Source organism: Pseudoalteromonas sp. A41-2 (genome assembly GCF_015767615.1).
GTDB lineage: Bacteria > Pseudomonadota > Gammaproteobacteria > Enterobacterales > Alteromonadaceae > Pseudoalteromonas > Pseudoalteromonas lipolytica.
Map to the genome: position 1 here is coordinate 1,976,004 of NZ_CP065231.1, position 18,408 is coordinate 1,994,411.

The 18,408-nt window shown below is 40.5% G+C and carries 18 protein-coding genes and 1 pseudogene; 9 read left to right on the forward strand and 10 right to left on the reverse strand.

The annotated features are described in order from the left end of the window. The first annotated feature begins 149 nt into the window (after window positions 1-149). From IT970_RS09020 to ttcA, 7 genes are all read left to right on the forward strand, one after another. Entirely contained in the window at window positions 150-641 is a 492-nt protein-coding gene (locus IT970_RS09020; protein WP_065978504.1) for a FixH family protein, read from the forward strand. Window positions 642-650: 9 nt separating this feature from the next. Next, entirely contained in the window at window positions 651-3,026 is a 2,376-nt protein-coding gene (locus tag IT970_RS09025) for a heavy metal translocating P-type ATPase (RefSeq protein WP_196857235.1), read from the forward strand. After that, a complete protein-coding gene (gene ccoS / locus IT970_RS09030; RefSeq protein WP_036967866.1) occupies window positions 3,023-3,190 on the forward strand; it encodes a cbb3-type cytochrome oxidase assembly protein CcoS in 168 nt (55 codons plus the stop codon). The genes IT970_RS09025 and ccoS overlap by 4 nt, the downstream gene beginning before the upstream one ends. Then, entirely contained in the window at window positions 3,183-3,854 is a 672-nt protein-coding gene (locus IT970_RS09035) for a sulfite exporter TauE/SafE family protein (protein WP_196857236.1), read from the forward strand. The genes ccoS and IT970_RS09035 overlap by 8 nt, the downstream gene beginning before the upstream one ends. Before the next feature lie 38 nt (window positions 3,855-3,892). Continuing rightward, entirely contained in the window at window positions 3,893-4,627 is a 735-nt protein-coding gene (locus IT970_RS09040) for an FNR family transcription factor (RefSeq protein WP_036967860.1), read from the forward strand. Between the two features lie 102 nt (window positions 4,628-4,729). Next, window positions 4,730-5,653 (forward strand): universal stress protein UspE, encoded by a 924-nt coding sequence (gene uspE, locus IT970_RS09045; RefSeq protein ID WP_036967857.1) that lies wholly within the window; start codon window positions 4,730-4,732, stop codon window positions 5,651-5,653. A 95-nt stretch (window positions 5,654-5,748) separates the two neighbouring features. Continuing rightward, entirely contained in the window at window positions 5,749-6,654 is a 906-nt protein-coding gene (ttcA, locus tag IT970_RS09050) for a tRNA 2-thiocytidine(32) synthetase TtcA (RefSeq protein ID WP_196857237.1), read from the forward strand. A gap of 74 nt (window positions 6,655-6,728) precedes the next feature. Here the strand turns inward: ttcA and IT970_RS09055 are convergent, their stop codons facing one another. From IT970_RS09055 to IT970_RS09070, 4 genes are all read right to left on the reverse strand, one after another. Continuing rightward, window positions 6,729-7,304 (reverse strand): NAD(P)H-dependent oxidoreductase, encoded by a 576-nt coding sequence (locus tag IT970_RS09055; RefSeq protein ID WP_196857238.1) that lies wholly within the window; start codon window positions 7,302-7,304, stop codon window positions 6,729-6,731. 46 nt (window positions 7,305-7,350) lie between these two features. After that, window positions 7,351-7,710 carry a MerR family transcriptional regulator gene (locus IT970_RS09060; protein WP_196857239.1) on the reverse strand — a complete coding sequence of 120 codons (360 nt, stop codon included), beginning with the start codon at window positions 7,708-7,710 and terminating at the stop codon, window positions 7,351-7,353. A gap of 389 nt (window positions 7,711-8,099) precedes the next feature. After that, on the reverse strand, window positions 8,100-8,768 hold the full coding sequence (locus IT970_RS09065; RefSeq protein WP_196857240.1) for a DUF2987 domain-containing protein: 669 nt from the start codon (window positions 8,766-8,768) through the stop codon (window positions 8,100-8,102). After that, the gene (locus IT970_RS09070) at window positions 8,761-9,579 is read right to left on the reverse strand and encodes a glucosaminidase domain-containing protein (RefSeq protein ID WP_196857241.1); all 819 of its coding nucleotides are present in this window, start codon (window positions 9,577-9,579) and stop codon (window positions 8,761-8,763) included. Before IT970_RS09070 ends, IT970_RS09065 begins: the two co-directional genes overlap by 8 nt. 214 nt (window positions 9,580-9,793) lie before the next feature. Here IT970_RS09070 and IT970_RS09075 point away from each other — a divergent pair, with 214 nt between their 5' ends. Both IT970_RS09075 and IT970_RS09080 read left to right on the forward strand, forming a co-directional pair. Next, on the forward strand, window positions 9,794-11,089 hold the full coding sequence (locus tag IT970_RS09075) for an anti-phage deoxyguanosine triphosphatase (RefSeq protein WP_036967839.1): 1,296 nt from the start codon (window positions 9,794-9,796) through the stop codon (window positions 11,087-11,089). A gap of 97 nt (window positions 11,090-11,186) precedes the next feature. Continuing rightward, entirely contained in the window at window positions 11,187-12,278 is a 1,092-nt protein-coding gene (locus tag IT970_RS09080; protein ID WP_196857242.1) for a DUF481 domain-containing protein, read from the forward strand. Between the two features lie 79 nt (window positions 12,279-12,357). Here IT970_RS09080 and IT970_RS09085 read toward each other — a convergent pair whose 3' ends face one another. The 6 genes and pseudogenes from IT970_RS09085 to IT970_RS09110 form a co-directional block, all read right to left on the reverse strand. Further along, window positions 12,358-14,511: a prolyl oligopeptidase family serine peptidase gene (locus IT970_RS09085; protein WP_196857788.1), complete on the reverse strand. Its 2,154-nt coding sequence runs from the start codon at window positions 14,509-14,511 to the stop codon at window positions 12,358-12,360. Window positions 14,512-14,670: 159 nt separating this feature from the next. Further along, window positions 14,671-15,672, reverse strand: a pseudogene (locus IT970_RS09090) (branched-chain amino acid aminotransferase); the annotation flags it as partial. 176 nt (window positions 15,673-15,848) lie between these two features. Next, entirely contained in the window at window positions 15,849-16,637 is a 789-nt protein-coding gene (locus IT970_RS09095; RefSeq protein WP_196857243.1) for an SDR family oxidoreductase, read from the reverse strand. Between the two features lie 35 nt (window positions 16,638-16,672). Next, on the reverse strand, window positions 16,673-17,176 hold the full coding sequence (locus tag IT970_RS09100) for an Mpo1 family 2-hydroxy fatty acid dioxygenase (protein ID WP_196857244.1): 504 nt from the start codon (window positions 17,174-17,176) through the stop codon (window positions 16,673-16,675). A gap of 92 nt (window positions 17,177-17,268) precedes the next feature. After that, complete coding sequence (locus IT970_RS09105) at window positions 17,269-17,673, reverse strand: hypothetical protein (protein WP_065978512.1); 405 nt, start codon at window positions 17,671-17,673, stop codon at window positions 17,269-17,271. Window positions 17,674-17,726: 53 nt separating this feature from the next. Beyond that, window positions 17,727-18,389 (reverse strand): Crp/Fnr family transcriptional regulator, encoded by a 663-nt coding sequence (locus IT970_RS09110; RefSeq protein ID WP_065978513.1) that lies wholly within the window; start codon window positions 18,387-18,389, stop codon window positions 17,727-17,729. Between the last annotated feature and the right edge of the window lie 19 nt (window positions 18,390-18,408).

Sequence of the window (18,408 nt, forward strand, 5' to 3'; positions counted from 1 at the left end):
CGCGCGGTTAATAAAATGTATATACAATTAATCTTTTAATTCAATAGATTAATTAAGATCAAAAAAGCCTCCATCTGGAGGCTTTTTTTTAGTCTTTTGCTTTTAGATCCGATAAAATGCGTACAACGTTTTTTGAGGTAGTAAGTACTATGAATCCCACTCCTTGGTATAAAAATTTCTGGCCATGGTTTTTAATCTCTTTTCCACTTGCCGCTATCATCGGTTGTGCGGGTCTTATCTATATGGCAATAGGCAACGGACCTGACATGGTTGTTGATGATTATTATAAAAAAGGAAAAGCAATCAATTTAGAGCTTAGTAAATTTAATAAAGCCAAAGCGCTTTATTTACATGGTGATTTAAACGTTACTGATGACAAAGTCACGTTTGTTTTTACTAAAGGTGATGCCAGTAATGTTCATTCTTTAAAAATGTCATTTTATCATCGCACCATTAAAGCTAACGACTTTGATGTAAGCTTAATGAAAAATGCTCATGGTGACTTTACAGCCCTGCTCGATGCTCATGTTGATGGTGCGTATACCGTATTTATTGAACCTGTCGATAACAGTTGGAAACTAAAAGAAGATATTATTCTTCCAACAGCTAAAACAATTTCGATTAGCCCTGAATATAAGTAGTTAACGCTCATGTCTGATAATTGCTTTCATTGTCTTGAAAGTGTGCCAAAAGGCTTTAATGCAACTGTCGTAATAGATGGGAAGGCACAGCCTATGTGTTGTATTGGCTGCCAAACAGTGGCCGAGAATATCGTTGCCCAAGGCATGACCGATTACTATAAGTTTAGAACTGTTCGCTCTGGGAAAGTTGAACAACTAGTTCCAGAGCAATTAGAGCTTATAAAAAGTTACGATAACGAAGATATTCAAGATGAGTTTATTGCCACCTCCCATGAGTTATCTGAGGTTTTACTGACCGTTGAAGGGATTACCTGTGCCGCCTGTGCTTGGCTTATTGAAAAGCAGTTACTTAATTTGTCAGCCATCAGACGCGTAGATGTAAATACCTCAACAAATCGTGCCATGATCCAGTGGGATAAATCAGTCACCCCACTGAGTAAAATAATTACTGCATTACATGAAATAGGTTACAAAGCCTACCCCTTTCAAGCCGACTTAGAAGCCAGCCAAAAGCAACAAGCTGCAAAGGCCTATATTCGCCGCTTAGGTGTCGCCGGCCTGATGACTATGCAGGTAATGATGTTTGCTTTTGCAATGTACTTTGGCATGTTTTCTGGCATGGAAGAAAATTTTGAACAATACTTTCGCTGGATAAGCCTCGTACTTGCTTCGCCGGTTATTCTTTACAGTGCATTACCCTTCTTAACGAATGCAATTAATGGATTAAGAGCAAAACAGCTGAATATGGACTTACCCGTCTCTTTGGCTATTTTTGGCGCGTATGGCGCAAGTTGTTATGCAACCATTATGTCGGTTGGCGAAGTGTATTTTGAATCAATCTGTATGTTTACCTTTCTATTATTGTTGGGTAAGTATTTAGAGTTCAGAGCACGATTAAAAGCCAGCGAATTCACAGCAAACCTACAAAAACTACTCCCGCTCACCGCACGCATTATTGATAACACCCATCAAGAATCAATCATTGCCGCTAAAAAACTCAAACTGGGCGACGTGGTACTTATAAAAGCTGGTGAAACAATCCCCGCTGACGGGATAGTTATTAAAGGTAAAACAACGGTCGATGAAGCGATGATGACAGGCGAGCATCAACCCGTTAATAAATTTGTTAATCATCAAGTATTTGCTGGCACCATTAACCACGATGGCGTGATCAGCATTGAGATTAATAAAATTGGCCAAAACACCCTTATTAATCAAATTATAAAATTGCAACATACAGCCCTAACTAAGCGTCCACGACTTGTTGAGATAACGGATAAAGTGGCACAATGGTTTGTCGCATGCTTATTGCTTTTTGCCTCAATCACCGCTATTGGCTGGTATCAAGTTGATCCTGAACATGCATTTTGGATCACCATTTCTGTATTGGTTGCAACCTGCCCGTGTGCGCTCAGCTTAGCGATTCCTACGGCACTCACTTGCGCCGTGGCAAGCTTAACTAAACGCGGTATATTAATAAAACAAGCCCACGTCTTAGAGACACTCCCTCAACTAAGTGATATCGCCTTTGATAAAACAGGCACACTCACACAAGGTCGTTTTACAATTGAGCGCATTGAGTTAATAGATAATACGTACTCAGAAGCTGAAGCATTAACTCTTGCTGCTCAGCTAGAGAGCTTTTCCGAGCACCCGATTGCCAATGCCTTTGCAGGGTTTAACAATAGCGTCAATCCATTCGAAAATGTCACTATTGAACCAGGCAAAGGTATCACTGCTAACCTTAATAATGAGCACTTTGCGATTGGTAAAAGTGGCTGGTTTGAAACCGATAAGGCAGACGCCCAAGCCACTTTATATGTAAACAAACAGATTGTTGCACGCTTCTACCTATCGGATAGTTTGCGTAATAATGCCGATAAACTCATTAAAAACCTTCATGCGCAACACATAAAGTGCCATATGTTAACTGGGGATGCCTCAAACAGTGGGGAGCGATTGGCTAAACAACTAAATCTCGACACTGTTCACGCTGGCTGCAGCCCACAAGATAAGCAAACGCATGTTGATGCCCTTGCAAGTAAAGGCGCTGTGGTTGCTATGGTTGGAGACGGCGTTAATGACAGCCCAGTTTTTGCAAGTGCACACTTATCAATTGCGATGGAAACTGGGGCAGATATTTCCAAAAACAGTGCCGATGTGGTATTACTCAATAGTGATTTAAGCGCCATTGAGCATCTGCTTAGCGTCTCGAAAAAAACGCGCAGAATTGTGAAACAAAACTTGGCGTTATCACTTATTTACAATGGTTCGATTTTACCTTTAGCAGCATTGGGGCTCGTTGCGCCTTGGATGGCTGTTATTGGCATGTCTGCAAGCTCCATTTTGGTTATTACCAACTCATTAAGGTTATTAAAACTATGAGTATCATTTACATGTTAATCCCGATTGCGATTTTGTTTGTAATAATCGCTATTGGTGTATTTTTTTGGGCTGTAAAAAGTGAACAATTCTCAGATTTAAATAAACAGGGCCACAGTATCCTGTTTGAAGATGACAAAGAGCAGCACAACAAAAGTAATGATTGATCCCCTTTTCATTAGTGCATTTGTTATGGGGTTACTTGGCAGTGGCCATTGCTTAGCGATGTGTGGTGGCATTGCAAGTAGCTTACAGCTTGCCGCCGACAAAAATCGTGCTGTGAGCTTTTCTGTTGCCTACAATGTAGGGCGCGCGCTGAGTTATATGTTAGCGGGTGCTTTAGTCGCGGGTATCAGCAGTCGCTTTGCAGCACAGAACACCAGTATCGCCCTCGCTTTATCATTTTTGAGTGGCATTTTTATGCTACTTGTGGGCATCTATATTATGCGTTTGGCTGCCACATTACAGTGGTTAGAAAAACTTGGGAAAACGCTCGTGTGGCAGCATTTAGCAAAATTAAATCGCTATTTATTGCCGGTTAATACAACCCCTAAAGCCCTGCTTTATGGTGCGCTTTGGGGTTGGCTGCCGTGTGGATTAGTCTACTCTGCACTGACATGGGCCCTGACGAGCCCTTCTGCGCTTCATGGTGCAGGGATTATGCTATTTTTTGCCCTAGGCACATTTCCAGCGATGGTCAGTGTTGGCCTCGCGAGTCAAAAAATAAACGTTTTTTTAAACCATGTTTGGACTAGGGTTATTCTAGGAAGCGTAATAATATGGTACGGTGTATACTTATTAATTATAGCAACTGACAGGCTCGTTCATTAACCTTACGAGTTGTTAACTTATTAGAATGGATTTGATGTATGGACTTTTCACAAAACAAGTCAAAAGGCTTATGCACTATTAGCTGTAATAATTGCAGTATTAGTCAGCTGTGTTTACCATTTTCGCTTAACGGCCAAGAAATGGATCGTCTTGATGAGATTATCGAGCGTAAAAAGCCTCTTCACAAAGGCGACTTTTTATTTGAGTCGGGTGAAAAGCTAAATGCAATTTATGCAGTTCGCTCAGGTTCATTTAAGTCTTATACGCTTTCGGAGCAAGGTGATGAGCAAATCACAGGCTTTCATTTAGCCGGTGATCTCGTTGGCTTTGATGCTATCAATAAAATGTCTCATCAAAGTTTTTCGCAAGCGCTTGAAACATCAATGGTATGCGAAATTCCATTCGATACATTAGATGAATTGGCAGGTAAACTACCAAAGTTACGCCAACAAATTATGCGCTTGATGAGTAACGAAATTAATTACGACCAAGAAATGTTGTTACTGCTTAATAAGAAATCAGCAGAAGAGCGTTTAGCCAGCTTTATTTACAACCTTGCAGAACGATTTGGTGAACGTGGTTTTTCGCGTAAAGAGTTCCGTCTTACAATGACTCGTGGCGAAATAGGTAATTATCTTGGTTTAACTGTCGAGACAATTAGCCGCTTGCTAAGCCGCTTTCAAAAAGCCGACATTATCAAAGTTGAAGGTAAATTTATTACCATTTTAGATCAACAGGCGCTTGCTTCAACAGCCGCGATTAAATGTAAATAGAGTTTGATATAGCGCAACTTTCTATTGCTTGCCCCTTTAACTGCTCAGAATTTAGGTTACACTCAAGGTATACCTTTTTGCAGAACAGTTAAGGAGCAGCATATGGACGCAATAAAACGAATTTTAGCAGTAATAGATCCCACCAAGGAACAGCAGCATAGTTTAAGCCGCTCAATTGACCTAGCCAAAAAGTCAGGCGCAACCATCACTGCTTTTCTTAGTATTTATGACTTCTCCTACGAAATGACCACAATGCTTTCTTCTGATGAGCGTGAAGCCATGCGCGAAGCTGTCATCAAAGACCGTCAAGTCTGGTTAAATGAACAAATCGCCCTTTACCCTGAATTATCAATTGATAGTTGTGTTGTTTGGCACAATCGCCCTTACGAAGCCATTATTAATACGGTGATCAATGACGGTTATGATCTTGTGGTTAAAGGCACACATCAGCATGACACCCTTAAATCAGTGATTTTTACACCGACAGATTGGCACCTCATTCGTAAGTGCCCTGCACCGGTGTTATTAGTTAAAGAAAAAGAGTGGCCTGCACATGGCAACATACTCGCAGCAGTGAATGCAGTCAGTGAAAATGAGCAACACCTTGCGCTGAACAAACGTATTATCAATGATGCACGCTTTATTTGTGACCTTGCTAATGCGCAGCTTAATTTAGTGAATGCCTACCCTGCTACACCGGTAAATATTGCTATCGAAATTCCTGAGTTTAACCCGGGTGTATACAACGAATCGGTTAAAAAGCATCATTTTGAATCAACCTTAGAACTAGCAAAAAGTTTTCAAATTGATGAAGCACAATGCCACATTGAAGAAGGTCTTCCTGAAGATGTGATTCCTGATGTTGCTGCAAAACTTAACAGCGAGCTTGTGGTTATTGGCACTGTAGGCCGCACCGGTTTAAGTGCTGCATTGGTTGGTAATACAGCTGAGCATGTAATTGATAGCCTAGATTGCGACGTATTGGCTCTAAAACCAGATGGCTACGTGAGCCCTTTAGCAAAATAATTCTCATCGTTGCGGGAAACAAATAATTGTTGTTTACCCGCGCTTCAAATATAATACGCCCCTTTATTTTACCCATGTATTTATAAGGGGGCGTAGTGTCTCACTCAGCAGAAGCTAAAGCGCAATATAACTTTAATAAGTTACAAAAACGCTTACGTCGATTAACCGGCCAAGCCGTTATGGACTTTAATATGATCGAAGATGGCGATCGTATCATGGTCTGTTTATCAGGCGGCAAAGACAGCTACACCCTATTAGATACATTACAGCATCTACAACGTGTCGCACCCGTTAAGTTTGATTTGTTCGCGATTAACTTAGACCAAAAGCAACCAGGGTTTCCTGAGCACGTTTTACCCGAATACTTAGATAAACTCGGTATTGAATACAAAATAGTTGAAGAAGACACCTACAGCATTGTTACCGATATTATTCCTGAAGGTAAAACAACCTGTTCACTGTGCTCACGCCTTCGTCGCGGTATTTTATACCGTACAGCGAAAGAAATGGGCGCGACTAAAATTGCCCTTGGTCACCACCGCGATGACATGATAGAGACGTTGTTCTTAAATATGTTCTACGGCGGTAAATTAAAAAGTATGCCCGCTAAATTAATGAGCGATAACGGCGAGCATATGGTGATTCGCCCACTGGCATATTGTAAAGAAGTCGATATCGAAAAATACGCAGAGCGTATGGAATTCCCTATTATTCCATGTAACTTATGTGGCTCTCAGGAAAACTTGCAGCGTAAACACACAAAAGCCATGCTTGCTGAGTGGAATAAACAGCATCCGGGTCGTATTGAAAGCATTTTCACGGCAATGCAAAACGTCGTGCCGTCGCACTTAGCTGATAAAGACTTATTCAATTTTAAAGACCTGCAAACAGGTGATGTAATTGATGGTGGCGATATCGCCCTTGATAAGCCAAATATCCCAAAACAGCCTGCGCTTGATGACGAACACATTAGTGACGTTGTGACAATTAACCTAAGCTAATGGTTTAAAAAAACATTTAACTAATTATTAGGAGAGCAAAGAAGCTCTCCTTTTTATTTTTGGTAAAAAATTATCTAACTAACTTTCGCTCCTAATCGAGCTGCTTTCTCAAGCCAGACTTTTCTTTTATTGCTACTGGAATTTATAACTGGCCCAAAGTATGTAGTGGTTTTATTTTTAATGCCAGAAAAGTCCAAAATACAATGTTTAAAATTCTTATAGATAACATTCCCTTGAATGTATTTATACCAAAAAGCAGGGGTATCTAACGTTATTAATAACTCTGATGTACGTCCTTTTAATAACTTTTTCGGTATTGATTTACCTTCGACATATTTAAACGAAAACCCCGGTAAAAAAACTCTATCAATCGCCCCTTTAAACTTAGCAGGCATGGTTCCCCACCAAACAGGACTAACAATCACAATATGCTCAGACCACAGAATCTTCTCTTGGAGATCTGCTAAACAAGGCTCTAAATCAATCACTTTGTCATAGCCTTCGGCTAAATTGATTTCGAAATTCAAGTCACCGATATTCACGTACTTAACGTCATGTTTTTTTATGGCAACTGCTGCATACTGTTCCGCTAAAGATTTACACAGGCTGGTTAGTTTGGGGTTAGCATTGATTACTAATATTCTTTTCATACACTGACATATCCATTTAGGGTGAGGACACAGTGTAAACTCTCACCTAAGGGTAAGAGTCAAGTTCTTGAATACACTTATCAATTGAAATTCGGTAATTTTTAATGCGCTCTCTTTGAAGTTCAAGCTCCTTTATCTTTTCTTCGACTGCAGCTTGCTTTTGAATAAGGCAATGGCTGACAGCCTGCCAATCAAAATCCTCGTTTTCTCCCTTCAAAGCAACCATATCTGACAGTGCAACTCCCAGAGTTTGAGCCTCTTTTATTAATTTGATTAAATAAATATTCTCTTGATTATAAACTCGATACTTTCCAACCCTAGAAACAGTCAGTAAGCCCACTGATTCATAGAGCCTTATTGCTCTTTGTGTTGCCCCAGACAGTTTAGATGCCTCATTGATATACATTCGAACGTCCTTATCCATCAAATCAATTTATGTGACATGCTTTGTTTGTATTTAAGAGATAGTGTTAGATATAGATTTTTCAGATTAATACCATTGTGCTTAATTAAGTGGTCTATTTTGAGGCAATAAAACCGCGTTGATAACAAGGCAAAAATTTAGTTATTTAGTTGTTCTCGGCAATTGCTCCTGGATTGCTCTACCTCCTGCATCCATGCAGTCGTAAATCAGAAATTTTTAACGTAGGTAGCGACTGGTTTAATCACTCAAAATGATTAAGTATTTTTGCAAAATGGTATAAATCATTAAAGCGTAATTTAAAAGCAACAAAAAAAGGACCTGTAAAGATCCTTTTTTGAATAATTAGCTATGCTATAAAAAAGATGACTCAGCTATTTTACAATCCACGGCGTTGCACTAATAAGATTTGCACTGCTATTAAGCAGAGTCTTATCATCTTGCCACTCATCAGTGATTTTAATCGTGCAGCGGTTTTCTTTACAGCTAACCCCCTCACCCGACATATTTGCAGGAGCGTCAAATTTAAGTACGACTCCTTGTTGCTCAGGTAGTAAAAACCACATTAGTTTGCTAACAAAAAAGCCCGACAAATCAGATAAAAGCTCATCAAACTCTTGGTTAAGCTCAAATAAATTCGCTTTTGTTAGTGCAAAGTTACTAAGCTCTGTTGCTTCAATTTGCAGCTTTAATTGGCAATCATGCTGAGGGTTTTTAGGCTGTACGACAATCACGGCTTTATCCGTGTCTAACTGCTTATCAAAAGGCAATAACAGCTGTGCATTGTCGGTGTACGTTAAATCGAACTCTTGTTTTTCGGTTAGAATTTTACCTGACTTAATCGTACATACTTCGTTAGTGGCAATATCACTTAAATAAAAGTTAACTTGTGCGTACTGAAACTCCCCCTTGTTTACGACTTTTAAACGGTCGTAAAAACCGTCATATGCAATCACAAACTCACTGGCAGTTGCTTTAAAGCTCGTAACGCTTAATGCACTGATCACACCCACCACTTTTAACAATAAAAAGACTTTATTCATCAAAATATGCTCTGTTCTGATTAATCATCGTGTTTAATTCTTCTATGTATGCTTCACGTCGCTCAGAATACGATAACAACCCTTGGGTTAGTTTTGTCGCTTCAATCGGTTTTTGTTGGCGACGTAAATCTGCGCGGATTGTGCGTAAATCTTTATACGCCGTATGGGTATTAATATTCTTAAAGTAAGAGCTTACAGCAGCACGAACAGATTTGAATGCCGTCACTTCATGAGCCGCCTCATTTGCACGACGTCGTGGCACCATGCCACAGCCTTTGTTATAACACCATTGGCCAAAAAAGTTTAAGCCAATACGCGCAAAACGCGATGTTCCCCATGCTGACTCATTCGCCGCCTGCATTAAGGCAAGTTCTTTTGGAATGATATCAACACGACGCAGTGCTTGTGTCAAAGACAATACATCAATACTTGTTGGTAATTTATAACTGGTAAGAATTTTCTTAATATCAGACAGCTGCTTACTCGTCAGAGGCTCATTATATTCTAGCATCATACGTGCAATTTCTAAGCTGGCACGCTGCTGTAGAATTTTCTTGTTTTCAGCTTCAACATGGGGACGAATAAAATCAAAAAACGCCTGTTTCTTTTCTTTTACATCAGTAAAGCCCGCAAAGTCAGGCAGCTTTACATTATGTAATGGCTTTTCTTTTTTAATTACTCGCTGTTTACCCTGCTGAGTTGCCTCGGTTTGGTCGGCCTCCTCCACTGCAACATCTTGATTCATGAAAGGCGATAATAACGCCCATGCAAAAAAAGCGGTCAGTAAACCTCGAAAAACGTACTTAAGCATGTATTCTCTCAAATAAACTACAACTCATGTGCGGTAAAGCCACGCACACACAAAGGCGGATTATATCAAAGAGCTAATTTTTTCGCGAATATCAGCGTATTTTTTTGCCCTAACTCAACATGACTTGCTGCGAATCACGTCCAATTTACTCGCAATTTTCAAGTGCTTGCGTATACTAAAGGGCAACTGAGCGAGTAATTATAAGGTTCTATTTATGTGCCAGTCTTGGCAAGCGCGTATCATTGATCAGCAAAAATATCGCCCAAACGACAACCGCACTGCCTGGCAGGTTGACCGCTCTCGTATAATTCACGCGGCAGCATTTAGACGTTTACAAGCTAAAACTCAAATAATGGGCATTGGCCTAAACGATTTTTATCGTACTCGCCTCACCCATTCTCTTGAAGTCGCACAAATAGGCAGTGGTCTACTGCGCCACCTTAAAAAACAACACCCAAATTTTAGCCATTTCCCCAGTGGTAGCTTACTTGAAACCTTGTGCCTTGCTCATGATATTGGGCACCCTCCTTTTGGTCATGGTGGTGAAATAGCCCTTAATTACATGATGCGTGAACACGGTGGTTTTGAAGGAAATGCGCAAACCCTAAGAATTGTTTCTAAGCTTGAGCCATACAGCAATGGCTATGGTATGAACCTAACACGCCGCACTTTGCTTGGTTTTATAAAATACCCCGCTTTTATTGATGACTTATGGCACACCATTCCACCGCTCTCTGAGCAGCGCAGCTTTATTAAAGCTGATCACTGGCGTCCTGCAAAAGGCTTATACAAAGACGACAAAGATGTGTTTGATTGGATTGTCGCGCCACTATCAAAAAACGACCAGCACATTTTAAGTCGCCATTATAACGTTGATGAATTCAGAGCAAAAACACATTATAAATCGATTGACTCTGCCATCATGGAGCTCGCCGATGATATAGCTTATGCTGTTCATGACCTGGAAGATGCTATCGCCACAGAAGTACTCACATTAGCTGATTGGCAAAACCATGCATTAACGCAGTTACAAGCACTAAACTCACCATGGTTAACAACGCATTTAAGCTCTATTACGGCGCGCCTTTTTTCACACCATGAATATGAGCGAAAAGATGCCATCGGTGAGCTTGTTAATACTTTTATAATTCACGCCAATTTAGTGGTGCAAAATGCTGATTTCGAATCAGAAATCTTGCAATACACGGTTAGTTTACCCGACGAATTTGCAAGCATTCTTAATGTGTTAAAACACTTTGTATTTAAACGTTTAATTCGTGAACCGAAAATGCAGCAAGTTGAATTTAAAGGGCAAAATTTACTCATTGAACTGTTCAGTGCGTTTGCAAGTGATCCTATGCGTTTACTGCCAGAAACCACCCAAGAAATGTGGCTAAATGCACACCAACAAGGTGATAATGCAATGCGTATTATCTGCGATTACTTATCGGGGATGAGTGACGAATACGCATATAAAACCTATCAACGCCTATTTTTACCCTCTGCTTAAGGACTTTGAAGAGGGTAAAATATTGAGCTAGTATTTAATTAGTACCTAATTACTATAACAACTTTCTTTCGCATTTTATTAAACATGGATTGGAATAATGCTCAAAAAATACCTGCTTATTAGCACGCTTTTACTCTCTCCTTTAACTTGCTTCGCAAATGAATCCCTGCCTGATCCACTGTTAGAAGAGCGTGGTGTCGTCATTAAAGATGCCAGTCAATTTGACTGGGTAAGGCTCAACTCAGGTGAATGGCTCAAAGGTGAACTTATCGCAATGTACGATAAAGAGCTTGAATTTGACAGTGATGTACTCGACACCCTCGTAATTGACCGTGAAGATATCTATATGATTGTCTCTGACCGCCATCACACAGTACGCTTTAACGACGGCACAGAACTCAGTGGCACACTTAATATATCAGGCGGTTATGTAAAGGTCGGTGACTTACCGGCAAAGTATCGCTATCGTGATTTAGTGTCGATTGCCCCTTCAATCGACAGTGAGCTCAGCGCGTGGACAGTAAAAATTTCCTTGGGTGCTGATTTATCGCGAGGTAATACAGACCAAACAGAATACTCTGCCAGAGCCGATATTAAACGCCGTACGGCATCGAGTCGCTTTTTAGCCGAGTTTTTAGGCTACCGTACCACCAGCGATGAACAAGTAACTAAAAACAACATTAGAGCCAATGGCACGTTCGACTGGTTTTACACTCAAAAAATGTATTTCCGTCCTATCTTTTTTGAATATTACCGTGACCCTTTTCAAAACATCGCTAATAAATACACTGTAGGCGCAGGTGTCGGTTATTACGTGATGGATACCGACAAAACTGAGTGGGATTTTTCAACTGGCCCTGCGTATCAAAAAACTGAATTTGATACTGTCACCACCGGTGAAGACAAAAGTAATGCGTCAATGTCTTACTTTATTGGCACTAATTTTGAGCATGAACTTACTAAAAAAATCGACTTTACCTTCAATTATCGCTACCTCACGGCCAAAAGTGATACAGGTGGAGATTCTCAATACGCTATGGCAAGTTTCGAGATTGATATTACTGACGACATTGATTTTGATATCTCTCTGGTTTGGGATTACTTAGCAGACCCGATTGCCGACGAGAATGCCGTGGTGCCTGAAAAGGAAGACTATAAAATGATTTTTGCTTTGGGAATCGATTTATAAAATACGCGTTTAAAAACGATCGTTTAAAACAAAAAACGCCGAACAATTTTGCTCGGCGTTTTTGTTACCACTCATTAAATTAAAGTGATTTAACACCCATATTATAAAGCGTGAAACCATAGATATCAGCGTACTGATCAATAATCTTACTGGTTGGTGTACCCGCGCCATGACCCGCGTTAGTTTCAATACGGATCAGGTAAGGGTTCTGTTTTGCACCTTTTGCTTGTAACTCAGCGGCAAATTTAAATGAATGAGCAGGTACAACACGGTCATCGTGATCGCCTGTCGTCACAAGCGTTGCAGGGTACGTTACCCCCTCTTTTACGTTATGAACAGGTGAATACCCTTTCAAGTAGTCAAACATCTCTTTACTTTGTTCACTAGTACCGTAGTCATACGCCCAGCCTGCACCCGCTGTAAATGTGTGATAGCGCAGCATATCCAGTACACCAACAGCCGGTAATGCTACTTTGAATAGCTCTGGGCGCTGGGTCATAACCGCACCAACTAATAAGCCACCGTTTGAACCACCACGCACAGCTAAATAGTCTGGCGAGCTGTATTTTTTATCGTTTAGATATTCTGCAGCCGCAATAAAATCATCAAATACATTTTGTTTTTTAAGCTGTGTACCATTAATGTGCCACTGTTTACCATATTCACCACCGCCACGAATATTAGCAACTGCATACACACCACCGTGCTCAAGCCACGCTGCAACTGTTGGGCTGTAGCTTGGTGTTAAACTTACATTAAAGCCACCATAGCCATATAAAATCGTTGGATTTTTACCGTTAAGTTCAGTGCCTTTCTTATACGAAATAATCATCGGTACTTTCGTGCCGTCTTTCGATGTGTAAAACACTTGTTCAGACACGTACTCGTCGCTGTTAAATTTAGCACCCGACTTGCGATAAACATCCGATTGCCCTGACTCAATATCAAATGAGTAAGTGTTACCCGGCGTCGTGTAATTCGTGAAAGAATAATACAGCGTGTCAGCGTCATGCTTGCCACTAAAACCATAGGCTGTGCCTACACCTGGTAAACTGATTTCGCGTACTAACTTACCTGATTTATCGTACTGCTTAACTTGCGAGATAGCATCGACCATATACTTAGCGAAGAAGTAATTTCCCCCTTTAGTCAGGCTCAATACATTGTCTGTTTCGGGAATAAGATCTTGCCAGTTTTCTGGGCTTGGATTATTCGCATCAACTGTCACAACACGTTTATTCGGTGCATTTAAGTTTGTTACCAAATACAATTTACTGCCATCATTATCAATAATGGATGTATCAGAATCTGTGTTGTCTAAAATTGTCACCAATTCGCTATCTGGATTAGATAAGTCTTTAATAAACAGTTTATTACCTGATGTTGAGGTACTTGCCGAGATGATCAAGTAGTGATTATCGCGGGTAACAGCAGCCCCAATATAACGATGTTTTTGTTCTTCTGTGCCACCATAAACTAACTGATCATCCGCTTGAGAAGTGCCAAGCTTATGATAATACACTTTATGTTGATCCGTTTTAGCCGACAGCTCACTCCCTTTTGGCTTATCGTAGCTTGAATAATAAAAACCTTCATTTCCTAACCACGAAATACCACTAAATTTCACATCAACTAACGCCTCTTCAATAGGCTGCTTAGTGGCAGTATCAATAATAATAATTTTACGCCAGTCGCTTCCACCCTCTGAAATCTGGTACGCTGCTAGCGTGCCATCTTCGGTAAACGTTAATCCCGACATAGAGGTTGTGCCATCAGCACTGAATGTATTTGGGTCAAGGAAAACTTCAGCCTCTGAGTCACCTTTTTTACGGTAAACAACGTATTGGTTTTGTAGGCCATCATTTTTGTAGAAATAGGTGTACTCGCCCTCAGTGAACGGCGCTGTGACTTTTTCATAGTTCATTAGCTTTTCGAGAGTCGTTTTTAATTCATCTCGATAAGGAATATTCTTTAGGTAAGAAAATGTCACCTCATTTTCGGCTTTAACCCATTGCGCCGTCTCTTCGCTCATGTCGTCTTCAAGCCAACGGTAAGGATCGGCAACCTTTTCACCGAAATACTCGTCAACAACATTGCCTTTTTTAGTTTCAGGATAATTCACGGCAGCTTTTACCTCTGCGGTTTTTACTGTTTGTTCAGTCTTCGTTGTGGTTGATTCACTGCAACCAGCCAGTGCAATTAGAATTGCACATGCAAGCGTCTTCTTAATCATAATCTTCATACTTTTTAGTTATTGTTAACAAACAGAAAATAGAGTTAATGAAATAGAAAGTCTAGCAATTTGCGGTTAAACACAGCCTAGGCTGTAAACCAATGTAAAATACCAATAAAAAAGCCACGCAAGTGCGTGGCCCTGCAATAAAAAGGGTGCCTATACTTTAGTCAACCAACCGTGGTTGTCCGGTGATTTACCCCATTGAATATTATTCAATGCTTGGCGTAACTTCACCACTTTCTCACCCGGCTCGCCCGAGCCTACTTTAAACTCTTGGTCGTTATGAATAAGTGTACCAACAGACGTCAGCACTGCAGCAGTGCCTGAAAGCGCAGCTTCAGTACCAGGCTTAGCGGCACGCTCTAGTAATTCACTTACGGTAAAGTTGCGTTCAGACACCGTCATACCTAAATCTCTGGCAATAGTTAAAATACTATTACGCGTAACACCGTGTAAGAAAGTGCTATCAAGTGCCTTGGTGATAATTTCATTACCATCAATAAGAATGAAGTTGGCAGCACCCGTTTCTTGTACGTCACCACCTGGGCAGAACAATATTTGGTCAGCCTGATGCTCAGAGCGTGCTTGTAAAATAGGCCCTAATGCACTGGCGTAGTTACCACCACTTTTTACCATACCCATATGAGGCGCACAGCGCATGCCGTCTTCTTCAAGTAATACACGAAGTGCTGTTGCACCCCCTGCAAAATAATCACCTACAGGCGAAAGAAGCACATACAGTAATGAACTCATTGAAGGCGCAGCCGCTTTACCAATTGCCGCTTCTGTACCAATATGAGTTGGGCGAATATACATTGAACCCGGAGGGGCTGGCGTTTCGTCTGCGTACTCTTTAACAATGTCTTTGATCATTTGCTCAAGCATACTTTCATCAAAATCAGGCAAGTTTAATAGCTTTGAGCTTTGCTTCATTCGGGCAATATTTGCGTCCATACGAAAGATATAGACCGAGCCATCTTCGTGACGAAATGCTTTTAATCCTTCAAAACACGTGCTTGAATAATGTAATACGTGAGCACCTGCGTGTAATTCGATTTTATCAGATGGGACCAGCGCGCTTTCACTCCATGTGTTGTCTGCAAAGCGTGCTTGGATCATGTGTGGCATAAATACAGTACCAAATGCGGCCATTGTTGTTCTCTCTTGTTTGGACTACTTTTTCTCCATTGTATGCTAATACCTCCCCGTTTAACCATAGCTAACGCATGCCTTTTATCGATTAAAGTGCAAATAATTTCACCTCACAGTATAAAAAACACGCAATTTAATTGCGTGTTTTTTATTAATAATCATTCACGGTCACGTTTTTGCTTTTACCGGTAATTCATTCGTGCCGTTAGTCGATTAAAAAAGCGAGGGAAAAAGCGTTTAATTGTCGGCGCTAAACCGCTGATCCCTTCACCAACGACAACCTCATCCTTTTCCGCTTCTATGGCTTTGATCATTTTCGCAGCAGCTCTGCCAACATCCATCCCATTTTCAATCGATTCTTCGGGTTTATTTTGTGGTTTACCTTGTCCATCCAACGAATTATGCGCAATGGCTGTTTTGATTGATCCGGGACAGATTGTTAAACAATTGACATTTTTATCTGCCAGTTCAGCACGCAAACAATCCATAAACCCCACAACCGCATATTTTGAGCCCGAGTAACCGGTTCTGAATTTAGAGCCAACTTTACCCGCCACACTGCTTATCGATACCACCATGCCCATACCTTGTTTAACCATCTGCGGCACGACCACTTTCGTTAATGCAATAAGGCCAAAGTAGTTCACCTCCATTAACTGGCGATACACACTGAAATCGTTTTCTAAAAACAAACTGCGCTGCGACACCCCGCCGTTATTAATTAGCACATCAATACGCTTAATACGTTCAACAACCGCAGGCATCTCTTTAAGCAGCGCCTCAGGCTCTGCTAAATCGAGTGGCACAACATGATGCATTCCGCCTAAACGTGCATTTAGTGCTTTTAATTTATCTTCATTACGGGCAGATAAAACCAAGATTGCCCCTTTTGCAGCCAATTGTTCACACAGTGCTTCACCAATACCTGATGATGCCCCCGTAACCCAAACTATTTTATCTTTTAAATTCATGTGTGTTCCTTTTCTTATTGTTATTATTGCTGTTATTACGCTTTATGTGGACCTGCATGTTGCTCAATGTAATAAGCAACATCTTTATAAAAACCAAGTATGATTAAGGCTTCTACGACAACAAATAAGGGTCCAATAACGAGGCCAATAATGTCATCAACAAAGGCGGGTTTTTTACCTTCATAGTAATGACCCATAAATTGAAATAGCCAACCCACCACAAAGCAGCCCACACTCACAGCCAGCCACATTGATGTTGAAAGCACAACGACAGGCTGTGCAATAATGCTTAATAAAGCAAAGCACACAGCCATAATTAGCCCCATAGAAACACTGAGCATTAAGTAATACAGGCACGTAATCGCAATAACAATGCTTGCCACTGTTAACGTAACGGGTTCAAGCATGATTGTTGCGCGTTGTAATAAACAAATAATGGCAAACACAATCAAGGGAATACCAATAAAATGTGTATAGATATTGCGTTTTGAACGGTGATAAAGGGCGTAATTGCTCAGCTGTTGTTTGAGAGTTTTCATTATTATTCCTGCCAAAACTGTGTTCAAAACTCAGATTAGCAGAAAATTTACCACTAAGAATGTCATCTAGCCGACATTTTAAAGTAACTGCATTAAACTAGCGCATCGATGACCTTGCCTTTTTCGGCTTCGGGCTGCATATCCATGCGCTCGCGTCCTTTTTGATATTCTTCATCAAGCATGCCTTGCAACTCATTCATTTTTTCTTGCAGTGCTTTGGTATCTGCACCTTGTTGTTGCATTTGTTCCGCAAGCTTTTCTATTTGCGCTTTGATTTCATCGATTTTCTCTTTATCTACCCCTAAGCGCTGATAAACAAAAGCTTCGTTTGCTGTCTCTAAAAATGAACTTGGTTCGGGTTGTTTTCTTAATAGACTTTGTGCATCAGAAGACGTTTGAGGCATCAATTTTGATTCTGATACATCCAGTGCTCGCTCAAGTTTATTAGTGCCTGAGTAATGATAAGCTTTATATTGGTTATGAAAAGTAATAGCCACACGTAATCGTCCTTTAAACTTGTCTGAAAAGATGTAGCAATTTTAGTTCCAAGCTAACATTGAGCTAAGAGTTTATCTAAATTTTCTATTTCAACTATCTGATATTTAAGACTAATAACTGACTCTGTTTGCAATGATTGTAATATTTGATTCACTGTTTGCCGTGTTAAATAAGTCATATCGGCAAGTTGTTGCTGAGAAAGTGGCAACCTAGTTTGCCCCGATGAGTGGCACAACATATACAGTCGCTTACTGACTTTTTGCTTTGCCGTAAGTAACGCATGATCTTCTAAAGAATCAAACAAACTTCTCACTTTCTCGGTTAATAACACCCCAAAATCATGCCAGTATATCGGGTGTTCGTTCAGCAATTGAGTGAGTGCTCGTTCAGACACATGTATAAGGCGCACTGAAGTATGGGCATACACATCGTGGGTTCGTTTGCCGCCATCAAAAAGCGCCACTTCACCAAACCACATGGCACTTGTTACAAAACTAAGCACCGCTTCTTTACCTTGTTTGTTTACGCCCGATACACGTAACACCCCACTTATTACACAATACAAACCCGTATTTTCATCACCGCGCAAAAATAAGGCATCACCTGCATTACACGTGATTAATTTAGCGTTTTTAAGTAAGTGTTGCTTAAACTCTTGGCTGCGATTTTTAAACCATTTATCGTGGTTAATTATCGAAAGGTCTTGTTCATTCAATTATTTATACTTACATTGT